Genomic DNA, 19248 nt, shown 5'->3' with positions numbered 1-19248 from the left:
TGGATCTCAAGCGCCGCTGTCGCTGCTGTCCGAGGACGACGAGCCCGGCTCCTCGGCCGAGCCGGTCGCGGACCCCGACCGGGCCTTGGCCCGGTCCACGTCGCCGGGCGGGTCGACGTGCACCCTGCTCTCGCCTCCGCGGGTCGGAGGCGTCGTTCCGGGGACCATTACCCGTAGGTCCTCGCTTCGCAACGCCTTGACGATGCCGAAGCAGATGACGATCAGGACGACGGCGAACGGCAGTCCGGTGACCAGTGACGCCGACTGCAGTGTCGACAGCGGGTCCGCGTCGCCCTCCTGCATGCCGATCGCCGACATCAGCAGGACGATGGTGACCAGGCCCTCCGTGACGGCCCAGAAGAACCGCTGCAGCTTGATCGGGTGGGGGTCGCCGCCGTTGGTCAGCATGTCCACGACCAGCGAGCCCGAGTCGGAGGAGGTGGCGAAGAACAGCACGACCACCACGATCGTCAGCACCGAGAGCAGCGCAGCCATGATCTCCGGCATGGGCAGCTGGTCGAGCAGGGCGAACAGCGCCAGTTCGGCGGGCTGCTCGGCGATGCCGGCGTCCTTGAGGTTGTCGTAGTACAGCCCGGCGCCGCCGAAGACGCTGAACCACACGATGGAGGCGCCGACCGGGGCGAACAGGGTGCCGGTGATGAACTGGCGGATCGTGCGCCCGTAGGAGATGCGCGCGATGAACATGCCGACGAACGGCGACCAGGAGATCCACCAGCCCCAGTAGAAGAGCGTCCAGGACTGCTGGAAGTCGAAGCCGTTCGGGTCCGTCGCGGGGTTGGCGACGTAGAGGCTCGTCTGCGGCAGGTGCTGCAGGTAGAAGCCGGTGAAGTCGGCCATGCCGGTGAGGATGTACAGCCGCGGGCCGAACAGGAACACCAAAAGCATCAGGATGACGGCGAGCCAGAGGTTGATCACCGACAGGCGGCGGATGCCCTTGTCGATGCCGAGCATCACACTCAGCACCGCGACGCTGGTGATGAGCGCGACGATGATGACCTGCATCCACCAGACGTTGGGTACGCCGAACAGGGAGGTGAGACCCGCGTTGACCTGGCGGGCGCCGATGCCCAGCGAGGTGGCGAGGCCGAACAGGGTGCCGAACACGGCCAGGACGTCGACCAGGTTGCCGATCCACCCGTAGATGCGGTTGCCGATCAGCGGGTACAGCGCTGAGGCGGGCCGCATCGGCAGGCCCTTGCGGAAGCAGAAGTAGCCCAGGGCCAGGCCGAGCACGATGTAGATCGCCCACGGGTGGAAGAGCCAGTGGAACAGCGTGGAGTTCATCGCCTCGGAGGCGGACGCCGACGTGTTGGCGGTGACCTCGTTGGGATGGGCCGGATTGGCGTTGTAGCCGACCGGCTCACTGACGCCGTAGAACACCAGGCCGATGCCCATGCCGGCGGTGAACAGCATGGCGAACCACGCGGTCGTCCCGAACTCCGGACGTGACGAGTCCGGGCCGAGACGGATGTTACCGAATCGGCTGAACATCACCCAGAGTACAAACACCAGGAAGAAAGTGGCCGCCATAATGTAAAACCAGCCGAAATACGTGGTGATCCACGTAAGTACGCTGCTGGCGACCGTAGCGAGCCCACTGGTGAAGAGCGCGCCCAGGATCAGGAAGACGAGGACGATCCCGCCTGAGACGAAGAAGACCGGTGGGTTCGTATGTTCTTGTATGTAGGACCTGAATCGAGAGATGACAACTCCTTCCCGAGGTCCGGACCGGGAGTCCCGGGGCAGGTACCGTCGTTGTGACGCCTTCGGCGTGCAGGGCCCGGCCCTCTCCCCCCGACCCCGTGAAGGTGCCTGCACGGGACCGCTACTGGTGCCGGAGTAAATTCCGTTGCGCTATTCGCAGTCCTCGACCGGAAACTCTACGGCCAATCGGTGCATACTTCCCTTATGCGCGCCGAATGGTTATAGGATATTGATCCTGGCGCTGTCGTGCCGGGACCTTCCGCGATAATGAGCGGCTCCGTTCGTGCGTGAAGACGGTAGCGCAGCGCCTGTCGCGTGCCGCGGTTGCGACACGGGGTGGAAATCGCGAGACGCGCCTTTCGTTTTTCGCTTTCGCAACGCTCCTCTCCCGTTCGTCTCCGGTCGGCGGTCTCCGAACCGGTTCGCGCGGCCGATGGCCACCGGGGCGCCATGATAGGGGCGGTGCGGCCGTGGCCGGTGTGCCCTCGGGGGCGCCGCGGCCCCCGGTCGGCTCCGGGAGGGTCCCCGGGCCGGCGCGGCACCGAGGATCCCTGCTGCGCACGGGGGTTCCGGAGACCGTGCCTGTGCGCTCTGTACCCGCGTTCCGGCGGATTCATGTGGGGCTGGGTGCGATATTCGTCGCAGCACAACGGGGCGCCGCGGACTCCGGTGCCGGCGCGGTGCGCGCACCGCCGGGAGCGGTCTGCGCCGTCCACTACTGCGGTCCTCCTGCGAAAGTACGGACAGGGCGGAGCCGCGCCGGGCGGGGGCCGCGGCGGGCCCGGCGCACGCGGAGTCCGGGGCAGGGGATCGCCTGGGCCGATCGGGAACGCTACCAGTCGGGCAGCTCGCGGCGGATCAGCTCCGACCACAGCTCCTCGACGCGTGTGGGATTTAGCTCGACGCGGGGGGCGGGTGCTGCGGGGGCGGGCACGCCCGCAGTCGCGCCGAGCGCGTCGGCGGGCAGGATCGGGCACAACCACGCCCCGCCCAGCAGCATCCGGTGCACAGCCGAGCGGAACGACTCCAGGGTCAGCCAGGGCAGCATGCCGACTCTTTACCCGCTGCGGCACGGACGATTCACCGCTGAGGGGCCGGCGTGGGCGGTGCCCGGTTCCGCCGGCACCGGGCACGCGGCGAGGACGCACGGGAACCCCCGGGTGCGGAGGTCCGCCGGGGCGCTGCGGCATTCCGTCCCGGGCCCCGGGCCCCTCCCGCCCGCCTCTCCCGTCCGGTCGGCCCGCCGGGCCGCCGAGAGGCGGGCGGGAACCGGCGCGCGCCGCGCCCGCGGCTGGGGCGCGCGCCGGGTCCGAGGGCGGGCTCAGTCCTGGACGAGTCCCAGGACGTTGCCCGCAGGATCGGTGAACCACGCGTTGCGCGGGCGTCCGAGGGTGATCCCCTTCGCGTCCTGCTCGAAGGCGTCGTAGCGCAGGAACTCCACGCCGCGCGCCGCGAGCTCGTCGACGGCCTTGTCGATGTCGTCGACCGGGAAGTGCATCACCGTGTAGGACGCCGGTACGAAGTCCGGCTTGGGATAGATCAGCACCCCGCGGTCCTGCGCCAGGCGCAGGTCGAGGAGCCCGTACTCCTCCATCCCCGCGACACCGGTGACCGTGAGGCCGAGCGTCCCGGTGTAGAACCGCTCGGCTGCCGCGGTGTCGTCGACCGCGAAACTGCTGAAGGCCCTGCTTGCGTCGAGCATCGCGCTCTCCTCCTCCTCCGGCGGCTGCCGCCGCCCCACCGGCTACATCGCGTTCCGGTGCTCTTCACTCAACTGGATGACCTGCACGTAGTTGCCGTCGGGGTCGGTGGCCGTGGCGAACAGGCTGCCGTCGCGGTCCTCCAGGGGAGCGACCCACCGGGTGCCGGCCTGCTCCATGCGCTTGACGGCGGCGCGGGCGTCCTCGACGTCGAAGTTGAGGACGACCCTCGCCGGGTCGGGGTTGGTGGCCGCGACGTCGTCGCGGTGGTCGATGACCAGGTAGAAGGTGCGGAACTTGAGCATGCGGTACTGGTCCTGCTCGAACTCCTCCTGCGGCTCCAGTGCGGAGGCGTACCAGGCGCGCAGCCGCTCCGGGTCGCGGCTGGCCAGGAGCATCCCGTCGAGACCTGTTCCGTTCGGCATCGGATCGCCTTTCTGTGTCGTCGTGAGCGGCGGTGCGGAAACCATCGGTGCGGTCCCGCGGCCGGGCGCCGCCGCCTCATGCGGCGGTTCACCGGTACCGACTCCGGCGGCCCGGCGAACTCATCGCTTCGGCGCGGTGCGGTTCGCACCGGACCGGCCTTCGCAGGGGCGGCCGCCCGCAGAGGCGCGCGGGCCGGGGAGGGTCACGCCTGAGCGCGGACCGGTGCGTGCCCGGCTTCGCCGGCGTCATCGGTCTCGCGCGCGGGGGCGGGACCGGAGCGGCGGGCGCGCAGCAGCAGGACGGCGGCCGCGCCGCACCCGCCCATCACGACCGCGCCGACCACGGCCGCCGCGTTCAGGCCCAGTGCGAACGCCTCCCGTGCGGGGGCGAGCAGGTGCGCGGCGGTGTCGGCGGGCAGCTCCGCGGAGGCCGCGACGGCCGAAGCGAGGCCGTCGCGCGAGGCGGCCGCGGCCTCCGGCGGAACCCCGGGGGGAACGGTGACCAGCCCGCGGTAGACGGCGGTGCTCAGGCTGCCCAGCAGCGCCACCCCCATGGCGATGCCGAACTCTCCGCTCGTCTCGGACATCGAGGCCGCGGAGCCGGCCTTCTCGGGCGGCGCCGAACCGACGACCACGTCGGTCACCAGGGCCGCGCCCGGCCCCAGGCCCAGGCAGGCCACGGCCAGGCCCACGACCACGAGCCCCGTGCCGTTCGCGGCGCCGACCTGCGTCAGCACGAGCATCCCGACCGCGGCCAGCACCATGCCTCCCCCGATGACGTTGGCGCTGCCCGCCTTCCGGGCCGCCCAAGGGCCCAGCATGGTGCCGGCGATCATCAGGACGGACGGCGGCACCAGCCAGAGCCCGGCCTGGAGAGCGGTGAGGCCGGCGACGAGCTGCAGGTACTGCGACATGAGCAGGAACATGCCGCCCATGGCCACCGCGCCGATCATCATCACGCCCAGGCCGGCGGTGAAGCCGCGGTCGGCGAACAGGCGCAGGTCCAGCAGGGGGTCGGCCATGCGCAGCTGGCGGCGTGCGAAGAGCGCACCGACGACGGCGCCCGCCGCGATCGCCGCGAAGGCGACCGGCGCGGGGCCGTGCGCGGCGATCTCCTTGAGCCCGTAGACGAGGGGCAGGATCGCCGCCAGCGACAGGGCGACGCTGACCAGGTCCAGCCGTCCGGCATCGGGATCGCGGTGCTCGGGAAGCAACAGGGGCGCGCTGACCAGCAGCAGCACCATGACGGGCACGCCCAGCAGGAACACCGAGCCCCACCAGAACCACTCCAGCAGCACGCCGCCCACGACCGGGCCGACGGCGGTCCCGCCCATGAAGCAGCTCGCCCACGCCGCGATCGCGGTCGCCCGCTGGCGCGGGTCGTGGAACATGTTGCTGATCAGCGCCAGCGTCGAGGGCATGAGGGTCGCACCGGCGATGCCGAGCACCGTGCGGGTGGCGATGAGCATGGCCGGGCTCGTGGAGTAGGCCGCCGCGATCGAGGCGGCGCCGAAGGCCGCGGCGCCGATCAGCAGCAGCCGGCGGCGCCCGATCCGGTCGCCGACCGTGCCCATGGTGATCAGGAACCCGGCGATCATGAACCCGTAGACGTCCATGATCCACAGCAGCTCGCTGCTGCTGGGGCGCAGGTCGGCCGCGAGATGCGGCAGAGCCAGGTGCAGGACGCTCATGTCGAGCGAGAGAAGCAGGGTCGGCAGCGCGAGCACCGCCAGCCCCGCCCATTCCCGCCGCCCGGCCCGAGGGGGCGCGCCGGTCGGTGAGGTGGTGTCCATGTCGATCCCTCCGTGGCGTCGGGCGAACCCGTGTTCGTCGCAGAGGAAGGACCGGGAGTCCGCGGGAAAGTCATCGCGGCGGCCCGCGGAGCTTGTGTGGCGTGCGCCATACGGCCGGACATCACTGTGGTTCTGTGCGCATAGATGTCTAGTGCGCATATACGCACATGTTTGTTATGTTGACCCGCGACGGTCATCGGGTTCTCCGGCGGGGAGGGTGCGACATGCTGGGCCTGCTGCTGCGCCCGGGTGCCTATCGGCGGCTGCTGGCCGCCCAGGCGGCCGCTCTGGCGGGAACCGGGCTGGCGACCGTCGCGCTGGGTCTGCTCGCGTACCGGCTCGCCGGGGACGACGCCTCCCGGGTGATGGCGACCGCGCTGACGATCAAGATGGTCGCCTACGTGGCAGGCGGGCCGCTGCTCGCCGGGATCACCCTGCGCCTGCCGCGCCGCGCCGTGCTCGTCGGATCGGACGCGGTGCGCGCCGCCGCGGTGGCGCTGCTGCCCTTGGCCGACCAGGTCTGGCACGTCTACGCGCTGGTGGCGCTGCTGCAGACCGCCTCGGCCGCGTTCACGCCCGCGTTCCAGGCGCTCATCCCCGAGATCGTCGACGACGCCGACTACACCGCCGCCCTGGCCCTGTCGCGGCTGGCCTACGACCTGGAGGCGGTCGGATCGCCGCTGCTCGCCGCCGGCCTGCTGCTGCTCGTGCCCTTCAGCGCGCTGTTCGCCTTCACCGGGATCGGGTTCGCCGCCTCCGCGCTGCTGGTTGCGGGCACGCGGCTGCCGGGGACGGCCGGCCGCGGGTCTCCGTCACGACTCGCCGGAGCGCTGTCGGGGGTCCGCGCCTTCGCCGTCCGACCCCCGCTGCGCGCGCTGGCGGCCCTCAACCTGGCCGTCGCGGCGCCGACGGCGCTGGTGCTGGTCGACACGGTCGTCTACGTGCGCGGGCCGCTCGGCGGAACCGACACCGGCGTGGCGGCGTCCCTCGCCTGCTTCGGCGCCGGATCGATGGCCGTGGCCCTGGCCCTGCCCCGGGTGCCCATGCCCTCGGGTGTGCGGCCGGTGATGCTGGCGGGTCCGGCGCTGCTGGCCGCGGCCGGGGGGGCGCTCGCCGCCGGCTGGGCGATCGCGCCGACCGCGGCCCTGCTCGCCGGGGCCTGGGCCCTGCTGGGAGCCGGCTGCTCGCTCGTGGCGACCCTCACCGGGCGCCTTCTGCGCGACAGCGCCGCCGACTGCGGTCTGCCGCCGCTGTTCGCCGCCCAGTTCTCCCTCTCCCACCTGTGCTTCCTGGCCGCCTACCCCCTCGCCGGCTGGGCGGGCGCCGCTCTGCCCCCGGAGGCCGCATTCGCGGGATCCGGCCTGGTCGCCGCGCTCGCGGGAGGCGCGGCGGCACTGCTGTGGCGGCCGCCGGTACGGCGCCGCGAAACCGCCGCGGCAGCGGGCCGCTGACAGCGCCGCCCCCGGGCGCGGGACCCGCCGACGGCCGCGAACGCGCCGGTCCGGCCGGGCGCGGGCACGGCTCGGCCGCGGAAGGCGAGGACGCATGGGGAGCCCGGCGCGGACCTAGACTGCCCCCATGGAGACCCGAGAGACCCCGGCAGCCGCGAGCCTGTCCCACGAGACACCGCCCGAGGCCGAGCGCCTGGCCGTGGCCGCCGACGTCTTCCGGCTGCTCTCCGACCCCACCCGGCTGCACCTGCTGTGGGTGCTCGGGCACCGCGAGGCCGACGTCACCGAGCTCACCGAGGCCTGCGCGGCCTCGCGCACCGCCGTCTCCCAGCACCTGGCCAAGCTCCGCCTGGCCGGGTTGGTGGAGTCGCGCAAGCAGTCCCGGCGCGCGATCTACCGGCTGCGCGACGGCCACCTGCGGCGGCTGGTCCTGGAGGCCGTCAACCACGCCGACCACGTGGTCACCGGCGAACCCCCGCACCACTGATTCCGGTGGCTCCCCGCCGCGTCACACGACGGCGGCGCCTCCCGCCCAGAGCGCGAAACCCAGCAGTACCGCGCCCGCCGGGACGCCCGTAGCCAGGCTCACCGGAACGCGGGTCCGGGCGGCGGCGAACGGCGCGGCCAGCGACGCCGCGGTGAGCAGCACCGCCAGGCCGTACAGCGCCGGATTGCCCAGGACCGACGCCATCGGGAAGAAGTGCACGCCGACCACCAGGCAGATCCACGCCGAGATGTAGCGGGCGCGGCGCAGCAGCGCCAGGATCGCCGCACCGGCCGCGGCGGTCGCGAACTCCACTCCCACGATCACCAGGTAGTCACCGAGCGCGTCCGGCGCGTCGAGCACCGAACCGCTGTCCCAGTTCAGTCCGGCGACGGCGCCCGCGGCGGCCGCTACCAGCAGACCGCCGACCGACCCGGCCGTCAGCGGCGCCCGCCACCCCGGACGCGGGTGCTCCTGCGCCCAGCCGAACCAGGCCGCGGCGAAGAAGGCCAGGACCGCGGCGGTCATGGCGGCGTCGCGCAGCAGCAGGTCGTGCACAGGTCACCTCGCGGGGGAAGGAGGGGCGCGGCGGCCGCCCGGGACTCCCCGAAGCCTGCCACGGCGGGCGGGTGCGCGAATCCTGCGCGCTACCGACTTCGCTCGTGTTCTTGCACCGCCTCCGGGACGGCCGGAGTCCTGCCCGCGGAGGACGCGGCCGCGCCGGCCTCCCGCCGCCCGGATGAGAGGACGGGCGGGGCACTGCGTCGGCGAGCGCGGACCCGGTCTCGGCGGTGTCGCCGTCTGCGCCCGGTGTCTTGACCAGACGGTCAGCGGCGGGTATAATGTCACGCTCTTGCCTGGCGGCAATTCTTTCTCCGCGCGCTGAGGATCGCGACGCACCGGGTGTCATCCCGGGGCGGGACCCGCGCTGCCGCCGTCGACACCGTGTCCCGCCGAAACCTCCGAGGCTGCCCTCATCATGGCCGAACGCCTGCCCGATTCCGCCGCCGATCCCGAAATCCGCTCCGAACGCGCCTTCCTCGCCGAGGCCCGCGCCGCGCTGCGGCGCATGCACGAGGACGTCGTCACCACCGAGACCGTGCAGGACAGCGCCGAGGACGCCGACTACACCTTCACCAACCGCCTTCTGCGGATGGACCGCCGGCGCCGCGCGGCGGAGCTGGTCGACCTGCCCGACGTCCCGCTGTTCTTCGGCAGGCTCGACTACCCCCGCGGCCGCGTCTACGAGGACGGCGACGGCCCCGGCGCAGGCGCCGGGCCCACCCGCGCCGCCGACACCGACCGGGTCTACATCGGACGGCGCCACGTCCACGACGGCCGGGGCACGCCCCTGGTGATCGACTGGCGCGCGCCGATCTCGGCCGCGTTCTACCGCGCCGGGCCCGGCGACCCGCAGGGGGTGCTGCTGCGCCGCCGCTACGGGTTCTCCGACGCGGCCGAGCTCACCGCCTACGAGGACGAGCCGCTGGCCGCCGCCGCCACCGCGGACGGCCGCGACCCCGCCGCAGGCCCTCGGCTCGGCGACGAGCTGCTGCACGCCGAGATCGAGCGCCCCCGCACCGGTCCGATGCGCGACATCGTGGCCACCATCCAGCCCGAGCAGGACGACCTGGTTCGCGCACCGATACGCCCCACGCTCTGCGTGCAGGGAGCGCCCGGCACCGGCAAGACCGCGGTGGGCCTGCACCGCATCGCCTACCTGCTCTACACCGAGCGCGACCGGCTGCGCCGCGACGGAGGCGTCGCCATCCTCGGACCCAACCGGTCCTTCCTCTCCTACATCCGCCGGGTCCTGCCCGCCCTCGGCGAGGTCGGCGTCCGCCAGACCACCGTCGACGAGCTGATCGCCCCCGCACCCGTACGCCGGGCCGACACACCCGAGGCCGAGCGCGTCAAGGGCGACGCCCGCATGGCCGAGGTCATCCGGCGCGACCTGTGGTCGCGTCCGCAGCCGCCCGAGGAGACCCTGGTCGTCGAGCGCGGCTCGCGCCGCTGGCGCGTCCCCGCGGCCGAGCTGGCCGAGGTCCTGGACGAGCTGCGCGCCCGCGACATGGCCTACGGCGCCGGTCCCGGCCTGCTCGCCCAGCGCGTGGCCCACCTCGTGATGCGCCGGATCGAGAACTCCGGCGAGGCCGTGGAACCGGGCACGCTGAGCGGCCTGCGCCGCAACCGCGCTGTCAGCGCCGTGGTACGGCGCATGTGGCCCAAGGCCGATCCCCTGCGCCTGGTTCTCGGCCTGCTCACCGACCCCGACCGGCTGTACCGCGCCGCCGAGGGCGTCCTCACCCCCGAGGAGCAGCGGGCCGTCCTGCTGCCGGGCCGCCCGCGCGGCCCGAAGTCGGCGAAGTGGTCGAACGCCGACCTGGCGCTGATCGACGAGGCGACCGGACTGGTCGAGCGGCCCGACACCATCGGCCACATCGTCGTCGACGAGGCCCAGGACCTCAGCCCCATGCAGTGCCGGGCGGTCGCCCGGCGCTGCTCGCGGGGCTCGCTCACCGTGCTCGGCGACATCGCCCAGGCCACCGCTCCCTCGGCGGTGGACCGCTGGGAGACGCTGCTGGAGCACCTCGGCCAGCCGGACGCCCGCCTCGCCGTACTCGACCGCGGGTTCCGCGTGCCCGCCGAGATCATCGACTACGCGGCCCGGCTGCTGCCCGCGATCGCGCCCGGGCTGGGCCGCCCGACCGGCGTCCGCCAGGGGAGCGGCGCGCTGCGCATCGCCTCCGCCGCCGCGGCCGAGCGGCTCGCCGTCCTCACCGCGGCCTGCCGGGAGGCACTGGAGGGCGAGGGCTCGGTCGGCGTCATCACCGCCGACGACGAGGCCGCCGCGGTCGCCGGGCGGCTGCGCGCCGAGGGGCTGCGCACCGCGCTCGTGGGCGAGAGCGAGGACGCGCTGGAGGCCGAGCGGCTGGTGTGCGTCCCGGCGACGCTGGCCCAGGGGTTGGAGTTCGACGCGGTGGTCGTCGACGAGCCGGCGCGCATCGCCGCGGCCGAGGAGCGGGGCCTTCACCGGCTCTACGTGGTGCTCACCCGGGCGGTCACGAGCCTGCGCATCGTGCACGCCGAGCCGCTGCCGCCGGTGCTGGAGGCCCCCGCCCGCGAGGCGGTCGGCGCGGCGGACCACGCCTGCCGGGCGGTGTAGGTCGGCCGGTCTGCGAGCGGGTCGGTTTGCAGGCGGGTCGGGTGGTGCAGGGGGCCGACGGGTGGGGCGGCGGCGCGCTCGGCCCCGTCCGGCTGCGCCGCCGCCCCGAGCGGGAGCGGGCCCCTCCCGGCCGGCTCCCGCCCGTCTTCTCAGTCGACTGCTGTCGGGCCGTGCGGCGGGGCGCCTCCGCCGCGCGGCCCCCGGTCTCAGGACGCCTTGCGCATGTTCTGAGCCAGCTCGGCGGCGTGCTCGCGCAACGCGATGATCTCCCGCTGCTGTCGGTTGACGATCCGGCCCATCTCCCAGGCCGAGTACGACGACGTGAGCACCCAGCCGGCGGCGAAGCCGCAGACGAGTGCCGCGATCGCGACTATCAGGACAGCCATTGCCTCTCTCCCTTCCCTGACGGGACCGGTGGGCTCCCACCGCCTGGCCGCCGTTGGACATTCGGGTGGAGACCATCTATGAAGAGGGCACCACAGCCGCGACGTGCTTGCCGATAGGCCAGTTTCCGCGGCAAGCAAGCAAGACTCGGCAAGCAAGAACGGCAAGCAAGCGGGCCGGCGCGTGAGGAGGCGCCGGGACCGCCGCGCGCACGCGGGGCCGCGCACTCCGTCGGCCCTCCCGTGGAATCGGGCGGAACTGGATAATGGGCCGAATGACGCCTCCGAGAGAGCCGGGCCCGCCGCGCGACCGCGTACCCGTCAGTGAGGAGCACCTCCGGCTCGGCCGGCTGCTGCGCGAAGCGCGCCAAGCCGCGGGAGCCACCACCCGCGACGTGGCGCTGTACAGCAGCGGCCACATATCGAATGTCGAAAACGGGCATGTAATGCCGTCGACTGAGCTGGTCTACTACTATGTGACCGAATTCGGCTGCGATGAAGGTCTGGCGAGGCGGGCGCTGGAGCAGGCTCGAAGAGTCACCGAGGAACGGCGGCGGAGCCAGCGGTTCAACCAACGCAGCCGGAGCCGCAGTTCCGTCCCCTTCTCCGTCACGCCGGACGCGGCGTCCGATGCCATTCGGCAGGGATACCACGTGCGCGAGAGTGAAGCTCACTATCATATCGACGGCCGGGGTGTAATAACCGAAATCGATGTTATTCGGCGTGTATTCCCGCTTCATCCGGGAGTCTCACTTGTGTCGGCGGCCTATAACTACCACCGCGACACGGGCACCGGTGTGCTGTCCATCGAGCCGGGCCTGGGATGCACCGTGGCCGCGGTGCGCGAAACCGGATTCGGCTACTTGTCGGCGGTCCTGAGGCTCGATCGGGTGTTGGACCCGGCCGACGGCGAGCTCTTCTCGTTCGGCTACCGGGTGCGGGTGCGGAGTTCGGTCCCGACACGCCCGATGCTCCGGTATCGGGCCCGGCCGGGCGGAAAGCGCTATGCTCTGCGGGTATTCTTCGCGCCGACCGTGGTCCCGCAGGCTGTATGGTGGTTCTGCGAGCGCGACGTGTTCGAAACGGAAGGCACGGCTCCGCTCAAGAGCGACCGCATGTTTCCGAACAACCCGAGCGGATTCTACTTCAAAGACTTCTCGGGCGTCGATGAATGGCATTCAGGTATGCTATGGCAATGGTAGATAGGTGGATGTATCCGGTGGACGACGAATAGATTGCTTGCTGCCGTTCGCCCTCGTGTGGACCCGGCCATATGGGATTCGGCGACCGGTTGCTGGTATTCCCGGGAGTCGAGCATCGTCGGTCGGCCCTCCGGGGGACACGGGCGGATGCGGGACACCCCCTGGAAGAGGGCTTCCAGGGGGTTAGTCTAATCGTCGTCGTCCACGATCACCTTCCAAGTGTGAAGGTTGTGCCAGGGGTCGGCCGGCGTTGAATCGGCGGCTTCATTGGAATGAATCCGCCAATGGCAGCGAGTGTTTCAGCGCCAATTGGCGGCGGCTGGGGGATGTGCAGGCGTCGTCCTTCTCACGGGGGCGGCTATCTCATCGGATAGTTACCCACAGCCGCCTTTATTGATTCCGGTTCCGCGTAAAAACAGGAATCGACGGACGGTGAAAGAGCCGTCTTGCCCGCGGTGACCTGCGCAGACGTCTGCTGCCTGCCCTGATGGCCGGATCGTGCCCGGGCGGCGTGCCACGGCGCGCCGCGTGGCGGGCGCTAGCCGGTCGTGTCGAAGCCGGCGATGACCTTCGTGGGGCGGAGGCGGACGACGAGTTCACCGGGGACGCCGTTGCGGCGGCCGAACTCGTCGGCGCGGTCGGCTCCCATGTAGCGTCCGCCGATGACCGTGGCGGTGCGCAGCAGCTCATCCGGGTCCGCCGAGGTCGCGGCCACCCCCTGCACCTGGACGAACCCGTACGGCGGGGCGTCGATGTCGACCACGAGCGCCAGCCGGGGGTCGCGGGCGATCGCTTTGCCCTTGGCCGTGGCCTGCCCGGTGTTGAAGACGATCTCGTCGCCCTCCAGGATGAACCACACGGGCGCGGCGAGCGGGCGGCCGTCGGAGGCGGTGTAGGCGAGGATCCCGGTGCGCGTGCCCTCTTGGAGGAAGTCCCGGACGCGCGGATCTGCGATGGAAGCCACGCCGCAACCCTAGCGGGGCCGCCCGCCGCGTCCCGCGACCGGTGCGAGCTGTCGGCGGGTGGCGCCGCCGCGGAGCGGAGAGCCCCCGGCCGTGCGCGCCGCGGCAGGCCCCGGCACGGCTGAGCCCGGCCGCTCCGTCCGCGGAGCGCCGGGCTCGCCGGTAGCCGGACCGGGACGGGTTCAGGCCACCTCGGCGGTGTAGGAGTCGCCCATGACGCCGGTGTGCGTGACGCTCACCGGCTCGGAGGTGCCGGGGAACACGACGACGCCGCTCTCGCTCTCGCCGTTGGCCAGGTCGAGGGCCTCGAAGTTGTCCTCCTGGCCCGCGGACTCCATCAGGTCGGCGTCCTGGGTCTGGCCGTTCGCGTCCTCCATGCTGAAGTACAGCGGGTTGACGGAGAGCGGCTCGTCGCTGTTGTTGGTGATCGTGACGTGCACGGCGACGAAGTCGCCGCCCTGGCTGAGGGCGCCGGCCTCGTACTCGGCCGGCTCGGCGACGACCTCGACCGGCTCGCCGGAGCCCGCGGGCTCGTCGTCGGCGGGGGCGGTCTCCTCCTGCCCGCTTCCCGCATCGTCGCCGGCGCCCGCCGACGACGACGGCTGGTCACTGGCGGAGCCGCCCGAGTCGTCACCGCTGCTCACCACGACCAGGAAGATGATGACGATCCCGGCGACGAGGGCCAGCGCGCCGCCGCACCCGAAGCATCCGATCAGCCAGTAGTTGGGCTTCTTCTCGGGCTGGGGCGGCGGGTAGGGCTGCGGCTGAGGATACTGAGAGTACACGGGGGTCCCTGTCGGTCGTTGTGCGGCTTTTGTCGCGAATGCGAGTTCTGGGGGCCACAAGAGCGTACAGCGGGCAGAAGCGCCGGAGGGCTGGACCGGCCGTTGGGGGCACCGGCCTGAATGGGCCGCCGGTCGGCCGCTGCATGCCCGCTCGGCTTTCCGGCACTTCCTAGGACGGCCGCCCCGGGGTGCCGGTTCCGTCCTTTCCGTCCGATGGCTTCCCGGCTGCGCGGATCGCCCGCGGCGCCGGACGACCCGCGGCTGGCCGCATCCGGCCAGCCGAAATCGGGAAGAGGCGTGCAGGGCGACGCCGCCCGAGCGGCGCGCGCGATGCGTCGGCGCCGACCGTCTCGGGTCCGGTCCGCCCAGGTCCGCCCAGGTCCGCCCCGGGGCGGACCGGCGTGTGGCCGACGTCGGCCGCCCGGACCCTCCGGACTCCTCGAAACAGACTGTTACCGTTGGATCGCTCGGCGCTCGGGCGGCCCGCTGCTCCCCTCGACGGGCCGCCCGGGAGCCGCTTCCGTCGCCGGACAGCGGTACTGCCGAACGCCGCTTGCGCGGCACCCGGCAGTCCCTCCGGCATCGAGGAACCCGGTGCGGCGACCTCCGGCACCGCCTTAGCCGAGCCCGGCGCGGCACCGGCGCAGGAGGTCCGCCAGCCGTTCCGCGTCGTCGCCGCTCAGGTCGGCGGTCATCCGCGCCTCGGTCTCCAGCACGATCGCCTCGGCCTCCGCCAGCAGCGAGCGTCCCGCGTCGGTCAGCGTGACCGGTTGCGCCCGTCCGCCCGCAGGCGGCTCCGCGGCCACGGCGGCCAGTCCGCGCCTGGTGAGCCCCGACAGGACGTCGCGCAGCGACTGGCGCGTGACGAAGGTGCGCCGGGCGAGTTCGGCGGCGGGCGCCCCGGGCGCGTCCCGCAGGGCCGTCAGCACCGCGTACTGCGCCATCGACAGGCCGATGCCGCGCAGGCGCTCCTCGCTGGCCGAACGGAAGGCCTGGGCCACCTGTTTGACGAGGTATCCGATGCGGTCCCGCACGTCTTCTTGACTCATGGCAGGAACCTTACATAGGTTGGCGGTTGCTCACGATGTAAGGAACCTGACACGGAGGTCGCCATGCCCGAGTCCACCGTCATCGAGGCCGGCGCGCCGGTGGCCACGCTGATCAACGTCTTCACCGTCCGGCCCGAGCGGCAACGGGAGCTGGCCGACTGCCTGGCCGCCGCGACCGACGAGGTCATGCGGCACGTCCCGGGCTTCGTCTCCGCCAACATCCACATCAGCGGCGACGGTGAGCGCGTCGTCAACTACGCCCAGTGGGAGAGCGCCGAGTCCTTCCAGCGGATGCTCCAGGACCCGGTGGCCAAGGAGCATATGGACCGCGCCGCCGCGATCGCCGACGGGTTCGAGCCGCACCTCTACACGGTCGATTCCGTCCACCACCGGTGACAGCAGCGGCCCGCTGCACATCCGCCCTACCGGCTAGGCTTCACACCAACAAGAATCACCGGTTCCACACCGCGATCGGCGGCCCACCCGCTTCCCGCCTTCCCAACACCACCGGACAGACCGGCCACTAGCGCGCCTCGTGGAACCGCGCGAGCTCGTCGGCCGTGGGCGGGTCCGCGCCCGGTCGGGTGCAGTTGATCGCGGCGCAGGCCGCGGCCGTTGCCAGCAGCGCGCGCAGCTCTCCCGCCTCCGTCGGCACCCTGCCTCCGTCGGCCGCGCATCCGCTGACCAGGGCCGCCATGAACGTGTCGCCCGCGCCGATCGTGTCGTGCACCGCCACGCGGGGACTGGCGATCTCCGCGCGCCCTTCGGCGCTGAGTGCGACGGCGCCGTCGCCGCCGCGCGTGACCACCACCGCCCGGGGCCCCAGCTCCAGCAGCCGCTGCGCGGCCTCCTCGGTCGGCGTGCCCGGATACAGCTCGGCGAGGTCGTCGTCGCTCGCCTTGACCAGGTGGCTGACCCGGCAGAAGTCCTCCACGCGCGCGCGGGCGTGGTCGGCTCCGGGCAGCGCCGCCATGCGCACGTTCGGGTCGAAGGCGATCGTGCGGCGCTCCCGCTCGCGGCGGGCCAGCTCCAGCAGCTCGGCGTCGCCCGGAGGGCGCAGCGCCGCGATCGAGCCCAGGTGCAGCACCCGCACCGCGTCGGGCAGCGCATCGGCAAGCTCTGCGCGCGTCCAGGACCAGTCGGGCGCGTCCTCCAGCCAGAAGTCGTAGCGCGCGGAGCCGTCGTCGGCGAGTGTGGCCACCGCCAGCGCCGACGATCCCAGCCCGGTGGGGCAGCGGCTCAGGTCGACCGACTCGGCGGCCATCCGGGCGCGCAGCCGCTCGGCGAAGGCGTCGGCGCCGAACCGCGACAGCAGCATCGTCGACGTGCCCAAGCGGGCGGCGGCCACGGCGATGTTGGCCGGTCCGCCGCCGGGAACCGGCCGCAGCACGCCGCCGTCCTCCGGAAGCAGGTCCATCACGTGTTCGCCGGCGATCGCCGCCTGCGGCGCCGGCTGCGTGCTCGACGCGCTCTGCTCGGTGCTCACGCGTTCGCGCTCCCCTCGGACGCGGCACCCGCGCCCAGCACCGCGTATCCGGGGATCGAGGTGCCCGAGGCGAACGCCAGGGCCGTGTAGGCGTGGTAGACGTCGGGACGCCCGCTCCAGACGGTGGTGCTGGGCCGGTGCCGGGCGTCGGTCTCGTGCCGCCAGTTCTGGCCGCCGTCGACGAAGCACGTGCGCACGTGGGTCCACCACGTGCGGGCGAGCTCGGCGTAGCCGGCCCCGCCTGTGCGGGTGTGCAGGGCGTGCGCGGCCGCGACCGCCTCGGTGGCGACCCAGTGCATGCGCTCGTGGATCACCGGCCGGTCGTCCCAGTCCAGCGTGTAGCAGAAGCCGTCGGCGCCGTCGCGCGCCCAGGCCGCCTCGACGGCGGTCGAGAACAGCGCCTCGGCGGCGGGCAGCAGCCACTCGGGCGGCTCCTCCAGCGCCGCCTCGACGTGCAGCAGCAGGCGCGCCCACTCCAGCGAGTGGCCGGGGGTCCAGCCGTACGGGCGGAACGGGTCGGCCGGGCGGTCGCGGTTGTACTCCGGCAGCACCTCCCACCGGGCGGTGAAGTGCTCGGGGAGCCGGTAGCCGTGCGCGGCGGCCTGGCCGCGGATGAGGAAGTCGGCGATGCCCAGCGCGCGCCGCGCCCAGGCGGGGTCGCCGGTGGCGGCCCCGGCGGCCAGAAACGCCTCGACCATGTGCATATTGCTGTTGGCGCCGCGGTAGTCCTCGCCGCGGGTGAAGGCGCGGTCGAACGACTCGACCGAGAGACCGGCGTCGGCGTCCCAGAACCGGTCGAGAACCGTGGCCGCCGCGTCGCCGAGCAGCTCATCGGCCCCCGGCGTCCCGGAGGACGCCGCGGTGGAGGCGGCGAGCAGCACGAAGGCGTGCTGGTACGCGGCCTTGTCGGTGTCGGCGGGCGAGCCGTCGAAGGCGACGGTGGAGAACCAGCCGCCGTGCTCAGGGTCGCGCAGCGACTCGCGCAGGCTGCGCACCCCGTGCTCGGCCAGTCCGGCCGCCGCGCCGCCGCCCTCGCGCGAGCACAGCGCGCTGACGTGCGTGGTGCGCGAGGTGATCCAGGTCTGCACTCCCTGCTCGGTGCGTTGGCGCCCGGCGTCGTCCAGCCAGGCGAACCCCTGCGCCTGCCGGGAGCGCTCCGCCCAGGCGATGAGGCCGTCGGCCTGCTCCCGCGTCCAGGAGGGCGGTGCGGGATCGTCGGCGGAGAAGTCCATGGCGGCTCCCTTCATACTCGGCGCGTGTCTGCCGCGGTCCGCCCGCGGCGCGCCCGGTGGTGCCCGCCCTCGGGCGTCGGCCCGCGCAGTGCGCGGCGGCCCGCGCCGACCGCGGAGTCGGGCGGCGGGCCGTTCGGCCGGGGGACGGGACCGACGGTTACTGAACCGGTTAAGTTTTGAGGTCTGCACAGGTCAGCGCCAGCCCGTCGTTCGGCCTCGGCGGCCGCCCCCACAGGAGCGTACATGCACGCCCGCAGCGGCGAAGCGGGTGCCCCGCTCACGGCTCCGCGGGCGGGCGGCCGGTGCTGGCGCGGGGCACGAGGCGGGCCTCGGCGCCCCGCCGGTTCCCGGGTGCGCCTCCGGCTACAAGCTCCAGCAGGACCCGCGCCGCCTGCTCGCCGTAGCCCTTGACGTCGCGCCCGATGGCGGTCAGCGGCGGACGGGTCATGCGGCACAGCGGGGAGTCGTCCCAGGCGACCACCGACAGGTCCGCGGGCAGCGCGAAGCCCATCTCCTGGGCCACGCTCAGCCCGGCCACGGCCATGAGGTCGTTGTCGAACATGAGCGCCGTGGGGCGCGGCACCCCTGACAGCAGCCGCCGCGTGGCGTCGGCGCCGGCCTCGTCGGTGTAGTCGGCGTGCACGACCGTGTGCCGTTCCAGGCCGAGCTCCGCCGCCGCCTCCTCGAAGGCCCGCGTGCGCCGCGAGGTGTGCAGCAGCGCCGGCGGCCCGGCGACGCGGGCGACCCGGCGGTGTCCCAGGTCGGCGAGGTGGCGCAGGGCCATCGCCGTCCAGGCGGCGTCGTCGGACCACACGAACGGCTGCGCGGCGTCCGGCAGCGGGCCGCCCACGACGACCGCGGGCAGGCCGATCTCGGCGAGCGCCGCGGGCCGCCTGTCGCCGCTGAGCAGGTCCACGACGAGCACGCCGTCCACGCGCCGCTGGGCGTGCCACTGCCGGTAGGTGCGGATCTCGTGCTCCTGGCCGGCGGCCACTTGGAGCAGCAGCGACGTGGAGATCTCCGAGAGCGCGGTCTGCACCCCCGACATCAGCTCCATGAAGAACGGCTCCAGGCCGATCGTCCGCGCCGGCCGGTCGACGACCAGGCCGATCGCGTCGGCGCGGCCGTCCGACAAGGCGCGTGCGGCGGTGCTGGGGGCCCAGCCCAGCTCCTCGGCGATGGACAGCACACGCACCCGGGTGGCCTCCGAGACGCCGGGCCTGCCGTTGAGCGCGTAGGAGACCGAACCCTTGGAGACGCCCGCGGCCTGGGCGATGTCGGCGATAGTCGGACGGCGCACGGTCTTCATCCTTTGCGTATCGGCGGGCGGCGGCACCGGCCGCGGCGGCGCCGCAGCCGGCTGTGGCCGGTCCGTGCCCACCGGCCCGACCGAAGGTACCCCGAG

Annotated in this window: 18 protein-coding genes; 5 read left to right on the top strand and 13 right to left on the bottom strand. The window is 73.0% G+C overall.

The features are described 5' to 3' along the window. Window positions 1-6: 6 nt before the first annotated feature. The 5 genes from ABD284_RS08875 to ABD284_RS08855 all read right to left on the bottom strand — a co-directional run bounded on the left by ABD284_RS08875 (window position 7) and on the right by ABD284_RS08855 (window position 5643). Window positions 7-1659, bottom strand: a complete 1653-nt coding sequence (locus ABD284_RS08875) for a BCCT family transporter (protein WP_386699615.1) — start codon at window positions 1657-1659, stop codon at window positions 7-9. A gap of 898 nt (window positions 1660-2557) precedes the next feature. Beyond that, window positions 2558-2773, bottom strand: coding sequence for a hypothetical protein (locus ABD284_RS08870; RefSeq protein WP_344142133.1), 216 nt, complete (start codon window positions 2771-2773; stop codon window positions 2558-2560). 273 nt (window positions 2774-3046) lie between these two features. Next, entirely contained in the window at window positions 3047-3427 is a 381-nt protein-coding gene (locus ABD284_RS08865) for a VOC family protein (protein ID WP_344142132.1), read from the bottom strand. A 42-nt stretch (window positions 3428-3469) separates the two neighbouring features. Next, window positions 3470-3850: a VOC family protein gene (locus ABD284_RS08860; protein WP_344142131.1), complete on the bottom strand. Its 381-nt coding sequence runs from the start codon at window positions 3848-3850 to the stop codon at window positions 3470-3472. Between the two features lie 203 nt (window positions 3851-4053). Next, window positions 4054-5643, bottom strand: a complete 1590-nt coding sequence (locus ABD284_RS08855) for an MFS transporter (RefSeq protein WP_344142130.1) — start codon at window positions 5641-5643, stop codon at window positions 4054-4056. A gap of 224 nt (window positions 5644-5867) precedes the next feature. Here ABD284_RS08855 and ABD284_RS08850 point away from each other — a divergent pair, with 224 nt between their 5' ends. After that, window positions 5868-7094, top strand: a complete 1227-nt coding sequence (locus tag ABD284_RS08850; RefSeq protein ID WP_344142129.1) for an MFS transporter — start codon at window positions 5868-5870, stop codon at window positions 7092-7094. A 127-nt stretch (window positions 7095-7221) separates the two neighbouring features. Further along, window positions 7222-7581 carry an ArsR/SmtB family transcription factor gene (locus ABD284_RS08845; protein WP_344142128.1) on the top strand — a complete coding sequence of 120 codons (360 nt, stop codon included), beginning with the start codon at window positions 7222-7224 and terminating at the stop codon, window positions 7579-7581. 21 nt (window positions 7582-7602) lie between these two features. On the opposite strand, the gene ABD284_RS08840 is transcribed toward ABD284_RS08845, so the two are convergent. Next, window positions 7603-8136, bottom strand: coding sequence for a hypothetical protein (locus ABD284_RS08840; RefSeq protein ID WP_344142126.1), 534 nt, complete (start codon window positions 8134-8136; stop codon window positions 7603-7605). Between the two features lie 421 nt (window positions 8137-8557). Between ABD284_RS08840 and ABD284_RS08835 the strand changes: the two genes are divergently transcribed. Beyond that, complete coding sequence (locus ABD284_RS08835) at window positions 8558-10744, top strand: HelD family protein (protein ID WP_344142125.1); 2187 nt, start codon at window positions 8558-8560, stop codon at window positions 10742-10744. A 206-nt stretch (window positions 10745-10950) separates the two neighbouring features. Here the strand turns inward: ABD284_RS08835 and ABD284_RS08830 are convergent, their stop codons facing one another. Then, complete coding sequence (locus tag ABD284_RS08830; protein WP_344142124.1) at window positions 10951-11130, bottom strand: hypothetical protein; 180 nt, start codon at window positions 11128-11130, stop codon at window positions 10951-10953. 272 nt (window positions 11131-11402) lie between these two features. Between ABD284_RS08830 and ABD284_RS08825 the strand changes: the two genes are divergently transcribed. Beyond that, window positions 11403-12329 carry a helix-turn-helix domain-containing protein gene (locus ABD284_RS08825; RefSeq protein ID WP_344142123.1) on the top strand — a complete coding sequence of 309 codons (927 nt, stop codon included), beginning with the start codon at window positions 11403-11405 and terminating at the stop codon, window positions 12327-12329. 538 nt (window positions 12330-12867) lie between these two features. On the opposite strand, the gene ABD284_RS08820 is transcribed toward ABD284_RS08825, so the two are convergent. From ABD284_RS08820 to ABD284_RS08810, 3 genes are all read right to left on the bottom strand, one after another. Further along, a complete protein-coding gene (locus ABD284_RS08820) occupies window positions 12868-13293 on the bottom strand; it encodes a PPOX class F420-dependent oxidoreductase (protein WP_344142122.1) in 426 nt (141 codons plus the stop codon). A gap of 180 nt (window positions 13294-13473) precedes the next feature. Then, entirely contained in the window at window positions 13474-14076 is a 603-nt protein-coding gene (locus ABD284_RS08815) for a DUF4352 domain-containing protein (protein WP_344142121.1), read from the bottom strand. Window positions 14077-14693: 617 nt separating this feature from the next. After that, a complete protein-coding gene (locus tag ABD284_RS08810) occupies window positions 14694-15125 on the bottom strand; it encodes a MarR family winged helix-turn-helix transcriptional regulator (protein WP_344142120.1) in 432 nt (143 codons plus the stop codon). A 63-nt stretch (window positions 15126-15188) separates the two neighbouring features. Between ABD284_RS08810 and ABD284_RS08805 the strand changes: the two genes are divergently transcribed. Continuing rightward, window positions 15189-15521 (top strand): antibiotic biosynthesis monooxygenase family protein, encoded by a 333-nt coding sequence (locus tag ABD284_RS08805; protein ID WP_344142119.1) that lies wholly within the window; start codon window positions 15189-15191, stop codon window positions 15519-15521. A 127-nt stretch (window positions 15522-15648) separates the two neighbouring features. On the opposite strand, the gene ABD284_RS08800 is transcribed toward ABD284_RS08805, so the two are convergent. The 3 genes from ABD284_RS08800 to ABD284_RS08790 all read right to left on the bottom strand — a co-directional run bounded on the left by ABD284_RS08800 (window position 15649) and on the right by ABD284_RS08790 (window position 19143). Then, the gene (locus tag ABD284_RS08800) at window positions 15649-16611 is read right to left on the bottom strand and encodes a PfkB family carbohydrate kinase (protein WP_344142117.1); all 963 of its coding nucleotides are present in this window, start codon (window positions 16609-16611) and stop codon (window positions 15649-15651) included. Beyond that, on the bottom strand, window positions 16608-17843 hold the full coding sequence (locus ABD284_RS08795) for an AGE family epimerase/isomerase (protein WP_344142115.1): 1236 nt from the start codon (window positions 17841-17843) through the stop codon (window positions 16608-16610). The genes ABD284_RS08800 and ABD284_RS08795 overlap by 4 nt, the downstream gene beginning before the upstream one ends. 277 nt (window positions 17844-18120) lie before the next feature. Further along, window positions 18121-19143, bottom strand: a complete 1023-nt coding sequence (locus ABD284_RS08790; RefSeq protein ID WP_386699539.1) for a LacI family DNA-binding transcriptional regulator — start codon at window positions 19141-19143, stop codon at window positions 18121-18123. Window positions 19144-19248: the final 105 nt, after the last annotated feature.

Source organism: Streptomonospora arabica (assembly GCF_039531585.1).
Classification (GTDB): domain Bacteria; phylum Actinomycetota; class Actinomycetes; order Streptosporangiales; family Streptosporangiaceae; genus Streptomonospora; species Streptomonospora halophila.
The sequence above is the reverse complement of the archived record's forward strand: the minus strand, read 5'-3'. Positions and strand labels throughout refer to the sequence as shown.